Below are 18522 nucleotides of genomic sequence, written 5' to 3'. Positions count from 1 at the left end.
TGAATGCATAACGATAAAGATCTCTCCACGTGGCAGACCTTCCGCCGACTCTGGCCGGTGATAGCGCCCTTTAAAACGGGTCTGATTGTGGCTGGGGTAGCGTTAATACTCAACGCAGCCAGCGATACCTATATGCTATCGCTACTTAAACCATTACTGGATGATGGTTTCGGTAAAACCGATCGCTCAGTGCTGCTATGGATGCCACTGGTGGTCATTGGGCTGATGATCCTGCGCGGTATCACCAGCTATGTTTCCAGTTATTGCATCTCCTGGGTTTCCGGGAAAGTCGTCATGACGATGCGCCGCCGTTTGTTTAATCATATGATGGGCATGCCTGTCTCTTTCTTTGATAAACAATCTACCGGTACCTTGCTCTCCCGCATCACCTACGATTCTGAGCAGGTGGCGTCTTCTTCATCCAGCGCGCTGATTACCGTCGTGCGTGAAGGGGCGTCAATCATTGGTCTGTTCATCATGATGTTCTACTACAGCTGGCAGCTTTCGCTGATCCTTATCGTACTGGCACCGATTGTGTCACTGGCGATTCGTGTCGTGTCGAAACGCTTTCGTAGCATCAGTAAAAACATGCAGAACACCATGGGGCAGGTGACGACCAGCGCGGAGCAGATGCTTAAAGGCCATAAAGAAGTGCTGATTTTCGGTGGCCAGCAGGTTGAAGGCGAGCGTTTTGCTAAGGTCAGCAACAAGATGCGTCTGCAGGGCATGAAAATGGTCTCGGCCTCGTCAATTTCTGATCCGATTATTCAGCTGATAGCGTCCCTGGCGCTGGCGTTTGTGCTCTATGCGGCAAGCTTCCCGAGCGTCATGGAAACCCTGACGGCAGGTACCATCACGGTTGTGTTCTCGTCCATGATTGCCCTGATGCGCCCGCTGAAATCGCTGACTAACGTGAACGCTCAGTTCCAGCGCGGGATGGCAGCCTGTCAGACGCTGTTCGCTATTCTCGATAGCGAGCAGGAAAAAGACGAAGGCACTCGTGTCATCGAACGTGCGCAGGGGAATCTCGAATTCCGCAATGTCACCTTTACCTACCCGGGACGTGAAATTCCGGCACTGCGTGATATCAACCTGTCTATCCCTGCCGGGAAGACGGTCGCGCTGGTAGGGCGTTCAGGCTCTGGTAAATCGACACTCGCAAGCCTCATCACGCGTTTTTATGACATCGACAGCGGCGAAATCCTGATGGATGGTCACGACCTGCGCGACTACACGCTATCGTCGTTGCGTAATCAGGTTGCGCTGGTATCGCAGAACGTGCATCTCTTTAATGACACCATCGCGAATAACATTGCTTACGCGCGCACCGATGTTTACAGCCGTGAAGCCATTGAGAATGCCGCCCGTATGGCTTATGCGATGGATTTCATCAATAAGATGGATAACGGTCTGGATACGGTCATCGGCGAAAACGGCGTTCTGCTTTCCGGTGGTCAGCGTCAGCGTATCGCGATTGCCCGCGCGCTGCTGCGAGACAGCCCGATCCTTATCCTCGATGAAGCAACATCTGCGCTGGATACTGAATCAGAACGTGCTATTCAGGCCGCGCTGGATGAACTGCAAAAGAACCGCACCTCGCTGGTTATCGCACATCGTCTTTCGACTATCGAGCAGGCGGACGAAATCGTGGTTATCGAAGACGGACGCATCGTGGAGCGCGGGAACCATACCGAGCTTCTGGAACAGCATGGCGTTTATGCGCAGCTTCATAAAATGCAGTTCGGGCAATGATTGAACGCATCTGGTCTGGCTGTTCGCTGTTATGGGTGCTCCTGCTGCCGCTCTCCTGGCTGTATGGCCTCATTAGCGGCGCTATTCGCCTGAGCTATCAGCTGGGCTTACGTAAGGCCTGGCGCGCGCCGGTGCCGGTGGTCGTGGTGGGGAATCTTACCGCAGGCGGCAACGGTAAAACGCCGGTCGTGGTCTGGCTGGTCGAGCAACTGCAGCAGCGGGGTATACGCGCAGGCGTAGTGTCGCGTGGTTACGGTGGAAAAGCAGCGCACTATCCGTTAGTGCTTAACGACGCCACCACGCCCGCTGAGGCCGGGGACGAGCCGGTGCTGATTTACCAGCGTACCGGCGCGCCTGTTGCGGTATCTGCAAATCGTGCAGAAGCGGTACAGGCGTTGATGGGTCATGCCACTCCACAGATCATCATTACCGATGATGGTCTTCAGCACTACGCGCTGGCGCGCGATAAAGAAATCGTGGTGGTTGATGGCGTGCGCCGTTTCGGCAATGGCTGGTGGCTCCCGGCAGGCCCGATGCGTGAGCGCGCATCCAGGCTTAAGCAGGTTGACGCGGTTATTACCAATGGTGGAGAAGCGCGTTCTGGTGAAATCGCCATGCAGTTGAATCCTGGGCTTGCAGTTAACTTGCGAAGTGGCGAAAAGCGGCCGGTCAATACGCTTAACAATGTCGTGGCGATGGCGGGTATCGGTCATCCGCCGCGCTTCTTTGCCACGCTTGAAAAATGTGGCCTGACGCCCGTCAAAACGGTGAGCCTCGCCGATCATCAGGCGCTACGCGAAGCCGACGTGCTGGCGTTGCTCAGCGAAGGCCAGAGCCTGCTGATGACGGAAAAAGACGCGGTGAAATGTCGCGCCTTCGCCCATGATAACTGGTGGTATCTGCCAGTCGACGCGACGCTTGCGCAGCCGCAAGCCGATCAATTACTGAAGGACATTCTCACGCTGGTGCGTTAAGCAGGTGCGCCAGCCATAGCGGACGGGAGCGGATATGTCTGGAGTGCATCTTTCTTTGCGCGCGGCGCGCCACCTGCATCTTGCCGCGCAGGGGTTGCTGAAAAAGCCGGTTCGCCGCGCACGCCCTGCCGATATTCTTGCTGCCATCACCCGCATGTCTCTCCTGCAAATCGATACCATCAATATCGTGGCGCGCAGCCCGTATCTGGTGCTTTTTAGCCGTCTTGGTAACTACCCGGGCCGCTGGCTGGATGAGGCGCTGGCGCGCGGTGAGTTGATGGAGTACTGGGCGCACGAAGCCTGTTTTCTGCCGCGCAGCGATTTCCCGCTTTTTCGCCACCGTATGCTGAGCCCCGAAAAGATGGGCTGGAAATATCGTGCCGCATGGATGGAAGAACACGCGCAGGAAATCGGTGAATTAATGGCGTTTATCGAGCGTAACGGCCCGGTGCGTTCGGCAGATTTTGAGCATCCGCGTAAAGGTGCCAGTGGCTGGTGGGAGTGGAAACCGCACAAAAAACATCTCGAAGGGCTGTTTACCGCAGGGCAGGTGATGGTGGTAGAGCGGCGCAATTTTCAGCGCGTCTACGATCTCACCACCAGAGTCTTGCCCGACTGGGACGACAGCCTGCATCTGATTGATAAAGCGCAGGCCGAGGCGCAGATGCTCGCTAACAGCGCCCGGGGCCTCGGCATTTTCCGTAGCGCCTGGCTTGCTGATTACTACCGCTTGCGCCATGTAGCCATCGGCCCGCTATTGCAGGCGTGGCAGGATGAGGGAGTTGTGGTGCCGGTTGACGTCGAGACGCTCGGACCAATGTGGTTGCATCATGAGCTTCTGCCGCTGCTTGAGCGAGCTGTGGCGGGCAAACTCACCGCCACCCACAGCGCGGTGCTCTCACCATTCGATCCGGTTGTCTGGGACCGCCGCCGCGCGGAGGAATTCTTTAACTTCTCTTACCGCCTCGAATGTTATACGCCTGCGCCAAAGCGCAAATATGGCTATTTCGTTTTACCATTGCTGCACAAAGGCGCGCTGGTAGGGCGGATGGATGCCAAAATGCACCGCCAGCAAGGCTCGCTTGAAGTCATCGCGCTATGGCGAAGAGGGCATATCGTTCACGGCAGGCGTTATCGCCGGATTGCGGCAGGCTATTGGCGATTTCGCCGCCTGGCAGGGCGCAACCAGGGTCGTTTTCCGCCAGTTGCCCGGCCCGCTTGCGCACGCGTGGGGCGAGGGCTGGGAAATTGACCCCGCGCCTGAAACGCATGTGATATCCTCAAAAGATTAATACCACCGGTCCATCAGGAGGAACCATGGATCATCGTTTACTCGAAATCATCGCCTGTCCGGTTTGCAACGGCGAACTCTACTTTAATCAGGAAAAGCAGGAGCTTATCTGCAAGGCGGACCGTCTGGCTTTCCCGCTGCGCGACGGTATTCCGGTCCTGCTGGAAAATGAAGCGCGCGCGCTTACAGCCGAAGAGACCAACCCATGAGTTTTGTGGTGATTATTCCGGCCCGCTACGCGTCGACGCGTCTGCCGGGCAAACCGCTGGTCGATATCAACGGCAAGCCGATGATCGTACATGTGCTTGAGCGCGCGCGTGAGTCAGGCGCGGCGCGCATTATCGTGGCGACCGATCACCCGGATGTGGCACGTGCGATTGAAGCGGCAGGCGGCGAAGTCTGTATGACCCGCGCCGATCATCAGTCCGGCACGGAACGTCTGGCGGAAGTCGTGGAGAAATGCGGTTTCGCTGACGATACGGTTATTGTCAACGTTCAGGGCGACGAGCCGATGATCCCGCCAGCGATTATTCGCCAGGTCGCGGAAAATCTGGCGAGTGCGCAGGCAGGCATGGCGACGCTCGCAGTACCGGTCCATGATGCCCAGGAAGCGTTCAACCCCAACGCGGTCAAAGTGGTGATGGATGCGCAGGGTTACGCACTCTATTTCTCACGCGCCACCATTCCGTGGGATCGCGACCGTTTCGCGCAGTCGCGCGATACCATCGGCGACAGCTTTCTGCGTCATATCGGTATTTACGGCTATCGCGCCGGGTTTATCCGCCGCTATGTCACCTGGCCTGCCAGCCCGCTTGAGCAGATTGAAATGCTGGAGCAACTGCGCGTCCTGTGGCACGGCGAGAAAATCCATGTGGCGGTTGCCGCCGTGGTGCCCGGCACCGGCGTGGATACGCCTGAAGATCTTGAGCGCGTGCGCGCCGAAATGCGTTAACAAAAAACCGGCCCCGGCCGGTTTTTTTACGGCGTCACACAGTCGCGCCGACCGGCAGCGTCTGGAACGGTTTGATCTCTTTTAGCACGAACATACTCTGCATCTCTTTTATGCCCGGCAGACGGCGCAGCACCGACATGGCGAAATCCGCGTAGGCGTCGAGATCGCGCGACACCACCTGCAACAAAAAGTCGGCATCTCCACCAATGCTGTAACAGGCCACCACGTTTTCCAGCTCCATGACTTCCTGTTCAAAGCGCCGCGCCTGCGCCTCGCTGTGGCTGTCGATGCTGACACGCACGAATACCATCACGCCAAGCCCGATTTTGCGGCGATCCAGCGCGGCGTGATAGCCGAGGATCACCTTATCTTCTTCCAGTTTTTTCACCTTACGCCAGCAGGGCGAGGGCGAAAGGTTAACGGCATCGGCCAGCGCCTGATTGGTGGTGCGCGCATCCTGCTGCAAGAGTGTCAGCAGGGTGATATCGGTGAGCGTCAGCGTATCGTCAGACATAATTTTTCTCGTTTTGATTTTTAAAGGGTGATTTTACCCTTTCATAGCGCATTGCGGTGCAATAAAGGTCATTTTTCTCCGCGGTTGTCGGGCAGACTTATTACATCAACTGACAGGGAGAAAAACATGCAATTCGATACCCGCCTGCATAAATGCACTATCGTCGTCGACCGCGCGCTCACGCCAGGGTTTGCCATGAACGCCGCAAGCGTTCTGGGCGTTTGTCTTGGCAGACAGGTCGAGGGATTAGTCGGCCCCGATCTGTTAAGCCTGGATGGGGTGACTTATCCGGGCGTGATCCGCGCGCCGCTGCCGGTCCTGCTTGGCGAGGGCAACACGCTGTTAAGCCTGTTTAACGCCGCGCAGAGCGATCCGCAGATCCTGGTGCTGCCCTTCAGCGCGCTGGCGCAGTCATGCAAAACCTGGGGGGAGTATGAACGGCGGCTGGCGGGCGCTGGCAGCGCGGAGATCGAGCTGGCGGCGCTGGGGCTGGTCGGCCCGAAAAAACAGATAGCCCGATTGACGGGCAACCTGCCGCTTTACCGTTAAGCTAACTGGCCTGGAATTGATCTCAACAGATGACATCTGCCGCAAGGACGCCCATTATAAAAACAGTAGCGTTTATAAGGGTAACGGCAAATGGAGCAACTGCGTGCAGAACTCAGTCACCTGTTAGGTGAAAAACTCAGCCGGCTTGAATGCATCAGCGAGAAAGCAGACACCGCGCTCTGGTCGCTTTACGACAGCCACGGCAACCCGCTGCCGTTGCTGGCGCGGAGTTTTACCTCGCCGGGGCTGGCGCAGCAGCAGGCCGGGAAAATGTCGATTCTCGCGCGTTACGGCACGGTGCGCATGCCCGTGGTGTATGGCGTAATGACGCATGAGGAGCATCCGGGGCCGGACGTGCTGCTGATGGAGCGCCTGCGCGGCGTACCGGTGGAAGCACCGGCGCGCACGCCGCAGCGCTGGGAGCAGCTTCAGGATCAGATTATTGAGGCACTGCTGAGCTGGCACCGCGTTGACAGCCACGGCTGCGTGGGCAGCGTCGACAGTACCCAGGAGAATCTCTGGCCGCACTGGTATCGCCAGCGCGTTGAAGTGCTCTGGAGTACGCTCAATCAATATCAGAATACCGGGCTGACGATGCAGGATAAGCGGATGCTGTTTCGCACCCGTGAATGCCTGGACGCGATGTTCGCCGGGTTCAACGACAACTGCGTACTGATCCACGGCAATTTTAACCTGCGCAGTATGCTTAAAGATGCGCGTAGCGATCAGCTTCTGGCAATGGTGAATCCGGGCGTGGTGCTCTGGGCGCCGCGCGAGTATGAGCTTTTTCGCCTGTTCGACACGCCGCTGGCTGAAAGCCTTTTCTGGCGCTATCTCCAGCGCGCGCCGGTGGCGGAATCGTTCCTCTGGCGCCGCTGGCTTTATGTCCTGTGGGATGAAGTGGCGCAGTTACTGCAAACCGGAAAAATGAACCGCGCCGCGTTCAGTAAGGCGTCGGAATCACTTCTGCCCTGGGTCGCCTGAGCCCACGCCTTTTACCCATTGCCAGACGCGCCCGAGAATTTCATAACCGGCGCGTTCGCTGTGCATCAGCCACAGTGAAGACGGATAGACGCGCTCCCACGGGTTGAGCGGCGAATCGATTGCCATCTGGTTGGCGGGGGCTGGTATCGGGTTCAGTCCCTGGCGTTTAAAGAAAATCATCGCCCGCGGCAGATGCGACGCCGACGTCACCAGTAAAAATGGCTGCTTGCCGAGCGCACCGGCGACCGCTGCGGCTTCTTCTTCGGTGTCTTTTGGAGAATCAAGCGTAATGATATCGGTGCGCGGTACGCCTAAGCTTTCTGCCACGCGGGCACCTGCTTCAGCGGTGCTGACCGGATTCGTGGTGGCGCGCGCGCCGGTAAAGACCATTTTCGCGCCGGGGTTTGCAAGCCACAGACGCACGCCTTCGGTAACGCGCGGCAGGCTGTTATTGACGAGATTTGAACTCGGTGCCCATTTGTCATTCCAGGTATAGCCGCCGCCCAGCACCACGATGTAATCCGCTTTCTGACCGTTCCAGGTCGGGTAGTCATCTTCCACCGGTTTCAGCAGCCCATCCGCTACCGGCTGCAGGCTTAACAGCAGCAAAATAACCCAGCTTGCCGTCATTAAAACCTTGCCGCTTTGTTTAAAGCGCGTGAACCATAGCAGCGCAAGCGCGATGCCCATCATCAGCAGCAGAAACGGCAGCGGCAGCAGCAGCGTGCCGGTGAGTTTTTTCAGAATAAAAAGCATCGGTTATGGGTCCTTTTTTAACCATACGGCAGGTAAACGTGGCCTATCTTACGCGAGATGGGTTCATTCTCCCTCCGGCTGTGACAAAATAGCGGTTTTACCGGATGCGCTTATCACCTGGAGAGTGTGCCCATGCGGGATCGCAATTTTGATGACATCGCCGAAAAGTTTGCGCGCAACATTTACGGTACAACAAAAGGCCAGTTGCGTCAGGCTATCCTCTGGCAGGATCTCGACGCGTTGTTAGGCCTGTTGCCTGACCGTCCACTGCGCGTACTGGATGCAGGCGGTGGCGAAGGGCAAACCGCGTGTCGCATTGCGCAGCGGGGTCATCAGGTGGTGCTGTGCGATCTCTCTGCGGAAATGATAGCTCGTGCTCAAAAGGCGGCGCAGGAGAAAGGTGTGAGCGGCAACATGCATTTTGTACAATGCGCCGCGCAGGAGGCGGGTCAGCATTTGGAAAGCCCGGTTGATCTGATATTGTTTCACGCTGTGCTGGAATGGGTGGCCGATCCAAAGGCGGCGCTGCGTCATTTATGGGAATGTCTGGCGCCGGGCGGCGCGCTCTCGCTGATGTTCTACAACGCCAACGGCCTTCTGATGCATAACATGGTGGCAGGCAACTTCGCGTATGTGCAGCAGGGCATGCCCAAAAAGAAAAAACGCACTCTTTCGCCGGATTATCCGCGCGAGCCGCAGCAGGTTTATCGCTGGCTTGAAGAGATGGGCTGGCAGATCCACAGCAAAACCGGCGTGCGGGTGTTTCATGACTATCTGCGTGAAAAACATCAGCAGCGCGACGAGTATGAAACGCTGCTTGAGCTTGAAACGCGTTACTGCCGACAGGAGCCCTGGGTGAGCCTGGGCCGATACATCCATGTCACTGCGTTTAAGCCGGAGATCCAAGGATAAATTATGAGTACTTTTTCCCAGACAGTCCCTGAACTGGTTGCCTGGGCCAGGAAAAACGATTTTTCGATCCAGCTTCCGGTAGACAGGCTGGCTTTTTTGCTGGCTATCGCCACGCTGAACGGCGAAAGGCTGGATGGCGAAATGAGCGAAGGGGAGCTGGTGGACGCGTTTCGCCACGTCAGCGACGCCTTCGAGCAATCCACAGAAACGGTCGCCCAGCGCGCCAACAACGCCATCAACGATATGGTGCGCCAGCGCCTGCTTAACCGCTTTACCAGCGAGCAGGCGGAGGGCAATGCGATCTACCGCCTGACGCCGCTCGGTATCGGCATCACCGATTATTACATCCGCCAGCGCGAATTCTCCACGCTGCGTCTGTCGATGCAGCTCTCCATCGTGGCAAGCGAACTCAAGCGCGCCGCGGACGCCGCGCAGGAAGGCGGCGACGAGTTCCACTGGCACCGCAACGTTTACGCGCCGCTGAAATACTCTGTTGCGGAAATTTTCGACAGCATCGATCTCACCCAGCGCATCATGGATGAGCAGCAACAGCTGGTGAAAGACGATATCGCCCAGTTGCTGAATAAAGACTGGCGTGCGGCGATTTCGAGCTGCGAACTGTTGCTTTCTGAAACGTCCGGCACGCTACGCGAATTACAGGATACGCTGGAGGCGGCGGGCGATAAGCTGCAGGCCAACCTTCTGCAAATTCAGGAAGCGACGCTTGGCCGCGACGATCTTCATTTCGTTGACCGCCTGACGTATGACCTGCAGAGCAAGCTCGACCGTATTATCAGCTGGGGTCAGCAGGCGATTGACCTGTGGATTGGCTATGACCGCCACGTCCATAAATTTATCCGTACCGCTATCGATATGGATAAAAACCGCGTCTTCGCCCAGCGTCTGCGCCAGTCGGTGCAGAACTACTTTGATGCGCCCTGGGCGCTCACTTACGCCAGCGCCGATCGCCTGCTCGATATGCGCGATGAAGAGATGACGCTGCGCGATGAAGAAGTGACCGGCGAACTGCCGCCGGATCTGGAGTTTGAAGAGTTTAACGAGATCCGCGAACAACTGGCGGCGATGATTGAGGCCCAGCTCAATGTCTACCGGGAGCGTCAGCAGCCGCTCGACCTGAGCGTCGTGATGCGCGATTACCTGACCCAGTTCCCGCGAGCACGCCACTTTGACGTGGCGCGCATCGTGGTAGACCAGGCGGTGCGCCTGGGCGTCGCTGAAGCGGACTTTACCGGCCTGCCAGCTAAGTGGCAGCCCATTAATGATTATGGAGCCAAGGTACAGGCGAATGTCATCGACAAATATTGAACACGTGATGCCAGTGAAGCTGGCGCTGGCGCTCGCGAATCCGCTGTTTCCGGCGCTCGACAGCCAGTTGCGCGCCGGGCGTCACATTGGCCTGGACGAGCTGGATAATCACGCTTTTCTGATGGATTACCAGGGCGAGCTGGAAGAGTTCTACAGCCGCTATAACGTCGAGCTTATCCGCGCGCCGGAAGGCTTTTTCTATCTGCGTCCACGCTCCACCACGCTTATCCCGCGCTCGGTGCTCTCCGAGCTGGATATGATGGTGGGCAAAATCCTCTGTTATCTCTATCTCAGCCCTGAGCGTCTGGCGAACGAGGGTATCTTCACCCAGCAGGAACTCTATGACGAGCTGATGGCGCTGGCCGACGAAACCAAGCTGCTGAAGCTTGTGAACAACCGCTCAACCGGCTCCGATCTCGACCGTCAGAAACTGCAGGAAAAAGTGCGCTCATCGTTAAGCCGCCTGCGCCGCCTGGGCATGGTCTGGTTTATGGGCCATGACAGCAGCAAATTCCGCATCACCGAGTCGGTGTTTCGCTTCGGCGCGGACGTGCGCGCCGGCGACGATCCGCGCGAGGCGCAACTGCGCATGATCCGCGACGGCGAAGCGATGCCGGTGGAAAGCCATCTGCAGCTCAATGATGAGAACGACGATACCCAGCAGGATAACGCGGAGGATGACAATGATTGAACGCGGTAAGTTTCGCTCGCTAACGCTTATCAACTGGAACGGCTTTTTTGCCCGTACGTTTGATCTCGACGAGCTGGTCACCACGCTTTCCGGCGGTAACGGCGCCGGGAAATCAACGACGATGGCGGCGTTCGTCACAGCGCTGATTCCGGATCTCACGCTGCTGCACTTCCGTAACACCACCGAGGCGGGCGCAACCAGCGGCTCGCGCGATAAAGGTCTGCACGGCAAACTGAAAGCAGGCGTCTGTTATTCGGTGCTGGATGTCGTCAACTCCCGCCATCAGCGCGTGCTGGTGGGCGTGCGTCTGCAACAGGTCGCCGGACGCGACCGTAAAGTGGATATCAAACCGTTCGCCATTCAGGGCCTGCCGAGCGCGATTCTGCCCACACAACTGCTGACGGAAACGCTGAACGATCGTCAGGCGCGCGTGCTGAGCCTCAACGAGCTGAAAGATAAAATCGACACGATGGAAGGCGTGCAGCTTAAGCAGTTCAACTCCATCACCGATTATCACTCATTAATGTTTGATCTGGGCGTAGTGGCGCGCCGCCTGCGTTCGGCGTCCGATCGCAGCAAATATTACCGTCTGATTGAGGCCTCGCTGTACGGCGGGATCTCCAGCGCTATCACCCGCTCGCTTCGCGACTACCTGCTGCCGGAAAACGGCGGCGTGCGTAAAGCGTTCCAGGATATGGAAGCGGCGCTGCGCGAAAACCGCATGACGCTGGAAGCTATCCGCGTCACCCAGTCGGACCGCGATCTCTTCAAACACTTGATTTCCGAAGCCACCAACTATGTGGCGGCGGATTACATGCGCCACGCCAACGAGCGGCGTATTCATCTCGATCAGGCGCTGGAGCTGCGCCGCGAGCTGTTCAGCAGCCGCAAGCAGCTTGCCGCCGAGCAGTATAAGCATGTCCATATGGCGCGCGAGCTCTCCGAGCACGCGGGGGCTGAAGGCGATCTCGAAACCGATTATCAGGCGGCGAGCGATCACCTGAATCTGGTGCAAACCGCGCTGCGCCAGCAGGAGAAAATCGAGCGCTACGAGGCTGACCTCGAAGAGCTGCAGATTCGCCTGGAAGAGCAGAGCGAAGTGGTGGCGGAAGCGGCCGAGCAGCAGGAAGAGAACGAAGCCCGCGCGGAAGCCGCCGAGCTTGAAGTCGACGAACTCAAAAGCCAGCTTGCCGACTATCAGCAGGCGCTTGACGTGCAGCAGACCCGCGCCATTCAGTACCAGCAGGCACTCACCGCGCTGGAGCGCGCCCGCGAGCTGTGCCATCTGCCGGATCTGAGCGCCGACAGCGCCGATGAATGGCTGGATACCTACCAGGCCAAAGAGCAGGAGGCCACCGAACGGTTGCTGTCGCTTGAGCAAAAGATGAGCGTCGCGCAGACCGCGCATAGCCAGTTCGAACAAGCTTATCAACTGGTCGCCAGCATTAACGGCCCGGTAAGCCGTGCAGAGGCCTGGGACGTGGCGCGCGAACTGTTGCGCGACGCCAGCCAGCAGCGCCATCTGGCCGAACAGGTGCAACCGCTGCGTATGCGCCTTTCCGAGCTGGAACAGCGCCTGCGCGAACAGCAGGATGCCGAGCGCCTGCTGGCCGAGTTCTGCAAACGCCAGGGCAAAAACTATGATCCGGAAGATCTCGAAGCGCTGAACGATGAGCTGGAAGCCCGCATCGCGGCGCTCTCCGACAGCGTTTCGCAGGCAGGTGAACAGCGCATGACGCTGCGCCAGGAGCTGGAGCAGATCCAGAGCCGCGTTAAGACGCTCACCAGCCATGCGCCGGCCTGGCTTGCAGCGCAAAACAGCCTCAACCAGATTAGCGAACAGAGCGGCGAGACGTTTGAGTCCGGCCAGCAGGTCACCGAATACCTTCAGCAACTGCTGGAGCGTGAGCGCGAAGCCATCGTTGAACGTGACGAAGTGGGCGCGCGTAAGCGGGCCGTGGACGAAGAGATTGAACGCTTAAGCCAGCCGGGCGGTGCCGAAGACGCACGCCTCAATGCGCTGGCGGAGCGCTTCGGCGGCGTACTGCTCTCTGAAATTTACGACGACGTATCGTTTGACGACGCGCCGTACTTCTCTGCGCTCTACGGCCCGTCGCGCCATGCGATAGTGGTGCCGGATTTGTCGCGCGTGCGCGATCTGCTCGACGGCCTTGAGGATTGCCCGGAAGATCTCTACCTGATCGAAGGCGATCCGCAGTCCTTTGATGACAGCGTCTTTAGCGTTGAAGAGCTGGAAAAAGCGGTAGTGGTGAAAGTGGCCGAGCGCCAGTGGCGCTACTCCCGCTTTCCGTCAGTGCCGCTGTTTGGCCGCGCCGCGCGCGAAAGCCGCATTGAGAGCCTCCATGCCGAGCGTGAAGCGCTGTCTGAACGCTACGCGACGCTCTCTTTCGACGTACAAAAAACGCAGCGCCTGCACCAAGCGTTCAGCCGTTTTGTCGGCCAGCATCTCGCCGTGGCGTTTGAGGCGGACCCGGAAGCGGAAATCCGTAAGCTCAACACGCGTCGCAGCGAAATCGAGCGTGCGATTAGCCAGCACGAAAATGACAACCAGCAGCAGCGCGTGCAGTTTGAACAGGCGAAAGAGGGCGTGGCCCAGCTTAACCGCCTGCTGCCGCGCCTGAGCCTGCTGGCAGACGACAGCCTGGCCGACCGCGTGGAAGAAATTCAGGAGCGCCTGGCGGAAGCCCAGGACGCCGCCCGTTTCCTGTCTCAGCACGGCAAGGCGCTGGCGAAACTGGAGCCGGTGGCGTCGGTACTGCAGAGCGACCCGGAACAGTTCGACCAGCTCAAACAGGATTATGAGCAGGCGCGCCAGACGCAGCGCGACGCCCGTCAGCAGGCCTTTGCGCTGAGCGAAGTGGTGCAGCGTCGCGCGCACTTTAGCTACAGCGATTCGGCGCAAATGCTCAATGGCAACACCGATCTCAACGAGAAACTGCGCCAGCGTCTGGAGCAGGCGGAAGCCGAGCGTACCCGCGCCCGCAAAGCGCTGCGTACCCACGCCGCGAAGCTCAGCCAGTATCATCAGGTGCTGGCGTCGCTGAAAAGCTCCTTCGATACCAAAAAAGAGCTGCTGGGCGATCTGCAACGTGAATTGCAGGATATCGGCGTGCGCGCCGATGCCGGAGCCGAAGAGCGCGCACGCCAGCGTCGCGACGAACTGCATACACGTCTTAGCAACAACCGTTCGCGCCGTAATCAACTGGAGAAACAGCTGACGCTGTGCGAAGCGGAGATGGACAACCTGACCCGCAGCCTGAAGCGTCTGGAGCGTAACTACCACGAGATGCGTGAGCAGGTGGTGAGCGCGAAAGCGGGCTGGTGCGCGGTGATGCGTATGGTTAAAGACAATGGCGTGGAACGCCGTCTGCACCGCCGCGAGCTGGCGTACCACTCCGGTGACGATCTTCGCTCGATGTCGGATAAAGCCCTCGGCGCGCTGCGTCTGGCGGTGGCGGATAACGAACACCTGCGCGACGTGCTGCGCCTGTCTGAAGACCCCAAACGCCCTGAGCGCAAAATCCAGTTCTTCGTGGCCGTGTATCAGCATCTGCGCGAGCGTATCCGCCAGGATATTATCCGCACCGACGATCCGGTCGAGGCGATTGAACAGATGGAAATTGAGCTGGGCCGCCTGACGGAAGAGCTTACCTCACGCGAACAGAAGCTCGCCATCAGCTCCCGCAGCGTGGCGAATATTATTCGCAAGACGATCCAGCGCGAGCAGAACCGCATTCGTATGCTCAACCAGGGCCTGCAAAGCGTGTCGTTCGGCCAGGTCAACAGCGTGCGTCTGAATGTTAACGTGCGTGAAAGCCATGCCACACTACTGGAAGTGCTTGCCGAGCAGCACGAGCAGCATCAGGATCTGTTTAACAGCAACCGCCTGACGTTCTCAGAAGCGCTGGCGAAACTCTGGCAGCGCCTGAACCCGCAAATCGACATGGGCCAGCGTACCGCGCAGACCATCGGCGAAGAGCTGCTCGACTACCGTAATTATCTTGAGATGGAAGTTGAGGTTAACCGTGGCTCCGACGGCTGGCTGCGCGCAGAAAGCGGCGCGCTTTCTACCGGTGAGGCGATCGGTACCGGGATGTCTATCCTGGTGATGGTGGTGCAGAGCTGGGAGGATGAATCCAGTCGCCTGCGCGGCAAAGACATTTCGCCATGCCGTCTGCTGTTCCTCGACGAAGCGGCACGTCTGGATGCTCGTTCGATCGCCACGCTGTTTGAACTGTGCGAACGCCTGCAGATGCAGCTCATTATCGCGGCACCGGAGAACATCAGCCCGGAAAAAGGCACGACCTACAAGCTGGTGCGTAAAGTCTTCCAGAACCATGAGCATGTGCATGTGGTTGGCCTGCGCGGCTTTGCCGCCCCGCCAGCCGATGCGCTGCCGGGACCGGCTGAAGTCTCGTAACGTCATCAACTCACAGAGCGGGCTTCGGCCCGCTTTCTTTTTGTCCGGCAAATCTTTAAACTTCTTTACATTCGATCAGGCAAATGATTTTTTCTGTTTATATACTCACAATAAGCCTGAGTGCCGAATTATTCTGAAAAACAGGGGGCAAGGGATGGTGCTTAAGAATATGCATGGTTTTCGACGGTCAGCACTGTATGTGTGCCTGGCTCTCAGTATCGCTCCACTGTTTAACGCGTATGCCGATGAACCGGAACTGATCGCCAACGACAGTATTACCACGCTCAGCGCGCAGCCACTGGCGCTGTCGCCGGGCATGGCGTTCCTGGCGGCGAATACGGCGCCTGATGCCGCAAGCCGTCTTGCGAGCGCACGCACGCAGTTACAGGCGGCGCTTCCAGCGGGCTTCACGCCGGTCTACATGAATGCGCTGGTGGGGCTATACGCCGCCCGCGATCTTAAACCGATGTGGGATAACCGCGACGCGGTTCAGGCATTCCAGCAGCAACTGGCTGAAGTGGCGCTCGCTGGCTTCCAGCCGCAATTTACCGCCTGGGTGGAGCAACTGACCAATCCTGCCGTTACGGGGCTCGCGCGCGATATCGTGCTGAGTGACGCGATGGTGGGGTATCTGCATTTTATTTCTGGCATCCCAAGCCAGGGCAACCGCTGGCTCTACAGCGAAAAACCGTACAAACCGGAGATGCCCGCGCTGAACGTGCTGAACCAGTGGCAGGTCGCGCTGGATAACGGCTCTGTGCCTGCGTTTGTGCGCTCTCTCGCCCCCGCGCATCCGCAGTATGCGGCGATGCACGCCTCGCTGTTGCAACTGGTGGCGGATACCCGTCCGTGGCCGCAAATGACCGGCAAAGAGAAGCTGCGCCCCGGCCAGTGGAGCAGCGATATTCCGGCGCTTAAGGAGATTTTACAGCGTACCGGCATGCTGGATGGCGGCCCGGATATTGCGCTGCCGGGCGATAACAACGGCGTGGTCAGCCCGTCGGCGGCCCCGCAAACCGCAAGCCAGACCCGTAGTACGCCGAAACCGACGCGCGCGGTTTACGATAAAGATCTGGTCGCGGCGGTAAAACGTTTTCAGAAATGGCAGGGGCTGGGCGCGGATGGCGTTATTGGTGAGTCTACCCGCGACTGGCTGAATGTGACGCCCGCGCAGCGCGCGGCGCTGCTGGCGCTCAATATTCAGCGTCTGCGCCTGCTGCCCGGCAAACTCAGCACCGGCATTATGGTAAATATTCCCGAGTATTCGCTGGTTTATTACCAGAATGGCAATCAGGTGCTGGCGTCGCGCGTTATCGTCGGCAGACCGGATCGCAAAACGCCGCTGATGAGCAGCGCGCTCAATAACGTGGTGGTCAATCCGCCGTGGAACGTGCCGCCAACGCTCGCCCGCAAAGATATTCTGCCGAAAGTCTGGAATGACCCAGGGTATCTGGAGAGCCACGGCTATACGGTGCTGAACGGCTGGGGAAGTAACGCGGATGTCGTGGATCCGTGGATGGTGGACTGGGCGACGATTACGCCGTCTAATCTGCCTTTCCGTTTCCAGCAGGCACCGGGTGCCCATAACTCGCTCGGGCGGTATAAGTTCAACATGCCGAGCTCAGACGCTATCTATCTGCACGATACGCCGAACCATAATCTTTTCCAGCGCGATGCACGGGCGCTCAGCTCCGGCTGCGTGCGTGTGAATAAAGCTTCTGAACTGGCCAATATGCTGCTGCAGGATGCGGGCTGGAATGATTCGCGCATTTCGCAGACGCTGAAAGAGGGGAATACGCGCTACGTGAATATTCCACAGACCATTCCGGTGAACCTCTATTATCTGACCGCGTTTATCGGCGAGGACGGACGTCCGCAATATCGTACAGATATTTACAATTACGATCACACCGCGCGATCGGGCGCACAAATCCTCCCAAAAGTGGAACAACTGATCCGCTAACAGGTTTAATTCCGCGGACTTAACCTGCTCTATGTGAAGCGAAAACGGGCCAAACGTGAAAAAAGGCCCGTTATTCGCGCCTTTGACCCGTATTGACTCCCCTCCGGCTGGCGGTTAAGGTGCCACTCGTGCGCCAGAAGTGCATAGTTATTGTTCATTTGATTGTAGACCTGAATATCATGGATAAAATTGACGCTCATCGCCGCAAACTGCTGACGATTGGCGGCGCCGCTTTAGGCGCTGCGATACTGCCCACGCCTGCATTTGCTACCCTGTCGACGCCACGACCGCGTATTCTTACGCTCAATAATTTACATACTGGCGAATCCATTAAGGCCGAGTTTTTCGATGGCCGGGGCTATATTCAGGATGAATTAGCAAAGCTTAATCATTTCTTTCGTGATTACCGGGCGAATAAGGTAAAAGCGATTGATCCCCGTTTATTTGACCAGCTTTTCCGTTTGCAGGGGCTGCTCGGTACCCGTAAACCGGTACAGCTGATCTCCGGCTATCGTTCCGTTGATACCAACAACGAATTGCGATCCAAAAGCCGCGGCGTGGCCAAGCACAGCTACCACACCAAAGGCCAGGCCATGGATTTTCATATCGAAGGTATTTCGTTAAGCAATATTCGCAAAGCGGCGTTATCTCTGCGCGCCGGTGGTGTAGGATACTACCCCAGCAGTAACTTTGTGCATATTGATACCGGGCCGCTAAGGCACTGGTAATTAACGACCCCGGCAGCGCGCCGGGTAAAAGGAGCGGTATGAACTATCATATTATTCCGGTAACGGCGTTCGCGCAGAACTGCTCGTTAATCTGGTGTGAGGAGACGCGACAGGCGGCGCTGGTGGACCCAGGCGGCGATGCGCAGCGTATCAAGGAAGAAGTCGCCCGTATTGGCGTTACGCTTCAGCAGATCCTGTTGACGCATGGTCATCTTGACCACGTGGGCGCGGCGGCGGAGCTTGCGGCGCATTACGGCATCCCCATTATCGGCCCGGAAAAAGAAGATGAGTTCTGGTTACAGGGGCTGCCTGCGCAGAGCCGCATGTTTGGTCTTGATGAGTGCCAGCCGCTGACGCCAGACCGCTGGCTTAATGAAGGCGACACGGTGAGTGTTGGCAATATAACGCTTGCCGTGCTGCACTGCCCGGGCCACACGCCGGGGCACATCGTCTTTTTCGATGCGCAGTCCCGTCTGCTGGTTTCGGGCGATGTCATCTTTAAAGGCGGAGTAGGGCGCAGCGACTTCCCGCGCGGCGATCACAGCCAGCTTATCGATGCCATTAAGCGTAAGCTGCTGCCGCTCGGCGATGACGTGACGTTTATTCCCGGCCACGGCCCGATGTCAACGCTCGGCCACGAGCGTCTGCATAACCCTTTCCTGCAGGATGAAATGCCGGTCTGGTAAATC

General features: G+C 58.1%; 15 protein-coding genes and 1 pseudogene. 14 read left to right on the top strand and 2 right to left on the bottom strand.

From position 1 onward, the window contains the following. The first annotated feature begins 3 nt into the window (after nt 1-3). The 5 genes and pseudogenes from msbA (at nt 4) to kdsB (ending at nt 4969) form a co-directional block, all read left to right on the top strand. Complete coding sequence (gene msbA / locus G6041_RS08325; protein ID WP_004387352.1) at nt 4-1752, top strand: lipid A ABC transporter ATP-binding protein/permease MsbA; 1749 nt, start codon at nt 4-6, stop codon at nt 1750-1752. Then, the gene (lpxK, locus tag G6041_RS08320) at nt 1749-2726 is read left to right on the top strand and encodes a tetraacyldisaccharide 4'-kinase (protein ID WP_012125211.1); all 978 of its coding nucleotides are present in this window, start codon (nt 1749-1751) and stop codon (nt 2724-2726) included. Before msbA ends, lpxK begins: the two co-directional genes overlap by 4 nt. A 34-nt stretch (nt 2727-2760) precedes the next feature. Then, nucleotides 2761-4018 (top strand): annotated as a pseudogene (locus G6041_RS08315) (winged helix-turn-helix domain-containing protein). A gap of 25 nt (nt 4019-4043) precedes the next feature. Then, complete coding sequence (gene ycaR, locus G6041_RS08310; protein WP_084999195.1) at nt 4044-4226, top strand: protein YcaR; 183 nt, start codon at nt 4044-4046, stop codon at nt 4224-4226. Then, on the top strand, nt 4223-4969 hold the full coding sequence (kdsB, locus tag G6041_RS08305) for a 3-deoxy-manno-octulosonate cytidylyltransferase (RefSeq protein WP_004385497.1): 747 nt from the start codon (nt 4223-4225) through the stop codon (nt 4967-4969). The genes ycaR and kdsB overlap by 4 nt, the downstream gene beginning before the upstream one ends. A gap of 34 nt (nt 4970-5003) precedes the next feature. Here the strand turns inward: kdsB and G6041_RS08300 are convergent, their stop codons facing one another. Next, entirely contained in the window at nt 5004-5483 is a 480-nt protein-coding gene (locus G6041_RS08300) for an Lrp/AsnC family transcriptional regulator (protein ID WP_012125209.1), read from the bottom strand. A 126-nt stretch (nt 5484-5609) separates the two neighbouring features. Between G6041_RS08300 and G6041_RS08295 the strand changes: the two genes are divergently transcribed. Together G6041_RS08295 and G6041_RS08290 are read left to right on the top strand one after the other, a co-directional pair. After that, nucleotides 5610-6032, top strand: coding sequence for a DUF2000 domain-containing protein (locus G6041_RS08295; protein WP_084999197.1), 423 nt, complete (start codon nt 5610-5612; stop codon nt 6030-6032). A 90-nt stretch (nt 6033-6122) separates the two neighbouring features. Then, entirely contained in the window at nt 6123-7016 is an 894-nt protein-coding gene (locus tag G6041_RS08290) for a YcbJ family phosphotransferase (protein ID WP_004385492.1), read from the top strand. Here G6041_RS08290 and elyC read toward each other — a convergent pair. After that, a complete protein-coding gene (gene elyC, locus G6041_RS08285) occupies nt 6993-7772 on the bottom strand; it encodes an envelope biogenesis factor ElyC (protein WP_012125207.1) in 780 nt (259 codons plus the stop codon). The genes G6041_RS08290 and elyC overlap by 24 nt on opposite strands. 132 nt (nt 7773-7904) lie before the next feature. Between elyC and cmoM the strand changes: the two genes are divergently transcribed. From cmoM to G6041_RS08250, 7 genes are all read left to right on the top strand, one after another. Then, nucleotides 7905-8684 (top strand): tRNA uridine 5-oxyacetic acid(34) methyltransferase CmoM, encoded by a 780-nt coding sequence (gene cmoM, locus G6041_RS08280; protein WP_012125206.1) that lies wholly within the window; start codon nt 7905-7907, stop codon nt 8682-8684. A 3-nt stretch (nt 8685-8687) separates the two neighbouring features. Continuing rightward, nucleotides 8688-10010, top strand: a complete 1323-nt coding sequence (gene mukF, locus G6041_RS08275; protein WP_004385488.1) for a chromosome partition protein MukF — start codon at nt 8688-8690, stop codon at nt 10008-10010. Then, nucleotides 9991-10701, top strand: a complete 711-nt coding sequence (gene mukE, locus G6041_RS08270; protein WP_004385487.1) for a chromosome partition protein MukE — start codon at nt 9991-9993, stop codon at nt 10699-10701. The genes mukF and mukE overlap by 20 nt, the downstream gene beginning before the upstream one ends. Next, on the top strand, nt 10694-15142 hold the full coding sequence (gene mukB / locus G6041_RS08265; RefSeq protein ID WP_084999199.1) for a chromosome partition protein MukB: 4449 nt from the start codon (nt 10694-10696) through the stop codon (nt 15140-15142). Before mukE ends, mukB begins: the two co-directional genes overlap by 8 nt. 154 nt (nt 15143-15296) lie before the next feature. Beyond that, the gene (gene ldtD, locus G6041_RS08260; RefSeq protein WP_041460552.1) at nt 15297-17105 is read left to right on the top strand and encodes a L,D-transpeptidase; all 1809 of its coding nucleotides are present in this window, start codon (nt 15297-15299) and stop codon (nt 17103-17105) included. Between the two features lie 179 nt (nt 17106-17284). Continuing rightward, nucleotides 17285-17833, top strand: coding sequence for a YcbK family protein (locus G6041_RS08255; protein ID WP_004385484.1), 549 nt, complete (start codon nt 17285-17287; stop codon nt 17831-17833). A 38-nt stretch (nt 17834-17871) separates the two neighbouring features. Next, nucleotides 17872-18519: an MBL fold metallo-hydrolase gene (locus tag G6041_RS08250; RefSeq protein WP_004385483.1), complete on the top strand. Its 648-nt coding sequence runs from the start codon at nt 17872-17874 to the stop codon at nt 18517-18519. Nucleotides 18520-18522 lie beyond the last annotated feature (3 nt).

Source organism: Cronobacter sp. HA18003, from assembly GCF_011605905.1.
Lineage (GTDB): Bacteria > Pseudomonadota > Gammaproteobacteria > Enterobacterales > Enterobacteriaceae > Cronobacter > Cronobacter sakazakii.
The sequence above is the reverse complement of the archived record's forward strand: the minus strand, read 5'-3'. Positions and strand labels throughout refer to the sequence as shown.

Bases quoted from the DNA above. Each gene is read 5' to 3' on its own strand.
- msbA (WP_004387352.1), top strand. From the start codon at position 4: ATGCATAACGATAAAGATCTCTCCACGTGGCAGACCTTCCGCCGACTC.
- lpxK (WP_012125211.1), top strand. From the start codon at position 1,749: ATGATTGAACGCATCTGGTCTGGCTGTTCGCTGTTATGGGTGCTCCTG.
- ycaR (WP_084999195.1), top strand. From the start codon at position 4,044: ATGGATCATCGTTTACTCGAAATCATCGCCTGTCCGGTTTGCAACGGC.
- kdsB (WP_004385497.1), top strand. From the start codon at position 4,223: ATGAGTTTTGTGGTGATTATTCCGGCCCGCTACGCGTCGACGCGTCTG.
- G6041_RS08300 (WP_012125209.1), bottom strand. From the start codon at position 5,483: ATGTCTGACGATACGCTGACGCTCACCGATATCACCCTGCTGACACTC.
- G6041_RS08295 (WP_084999197.1), top strand. From the start codon at position 5,610: ATGCAATTCGATACCCGCCTGCATAAATGCACTATCGTCGTCGACCGC.
- G6041_RS08290 (WP_004385492.1), top strand. From the start codon at position 6,123: ATGGAGCAACTGCGTGCAGAACTCAGTCACCTGTTAGGTGAAAAACTC.
- elyC (WP_012125207.1), bottom strand. From the start codon at position 7,772: ATGCTTTTTATTCTGAAAAAACTCACCGGCACGCTGCTGCTGCCGCTG.
- cmoM (WP_012125206.1), top strand. From the start codon at position 7,905: ATGCGGGATCGCAATTTTGATGACATCGCCGAAAAGTTTGCGCGCAAC.
- mukF (WP_004385488.1), top strand. From the start codon at position 8,688: ATGAGTACTTTTTCCCAGACAGTCCCTGAACTGGTTGCCTGGGCCAGG.
- mukE (WP_004385487.1), top strand. From the start codon at position 9,991: ATGTCATCGACAAATATTGAACACGTGATGCCAGTGAAGCTGGCGCTG.
- mukB (WP_084999199.1), top strand. From the start codon at position 10,694: ATGATTGAACGCGGTAAGTTTCGCTCGCTAACGCTTATCAACTGGAAC.
- ldtD (WP_041460552.1), top strand. From the start codon at position 15,297: ATGGTGCTTAAGAATATGCATGGTTTTCGACGGTCAGCACTGTATGTG.
- G6041_RS08255 (WP_004385484.1), top strand. From the start codon at position 17,285: ATGGATAAAATTGACGCTCATCGCCGCAAACTGCTGACGATTGGCGGC.
- G6041_RS08250 (WP_004385483.1), top strand. From the start codon at position 17,872: ATGAACTATCATATTATTCCGGTAACGGCGTTCGCGCAGAACTGCTCG.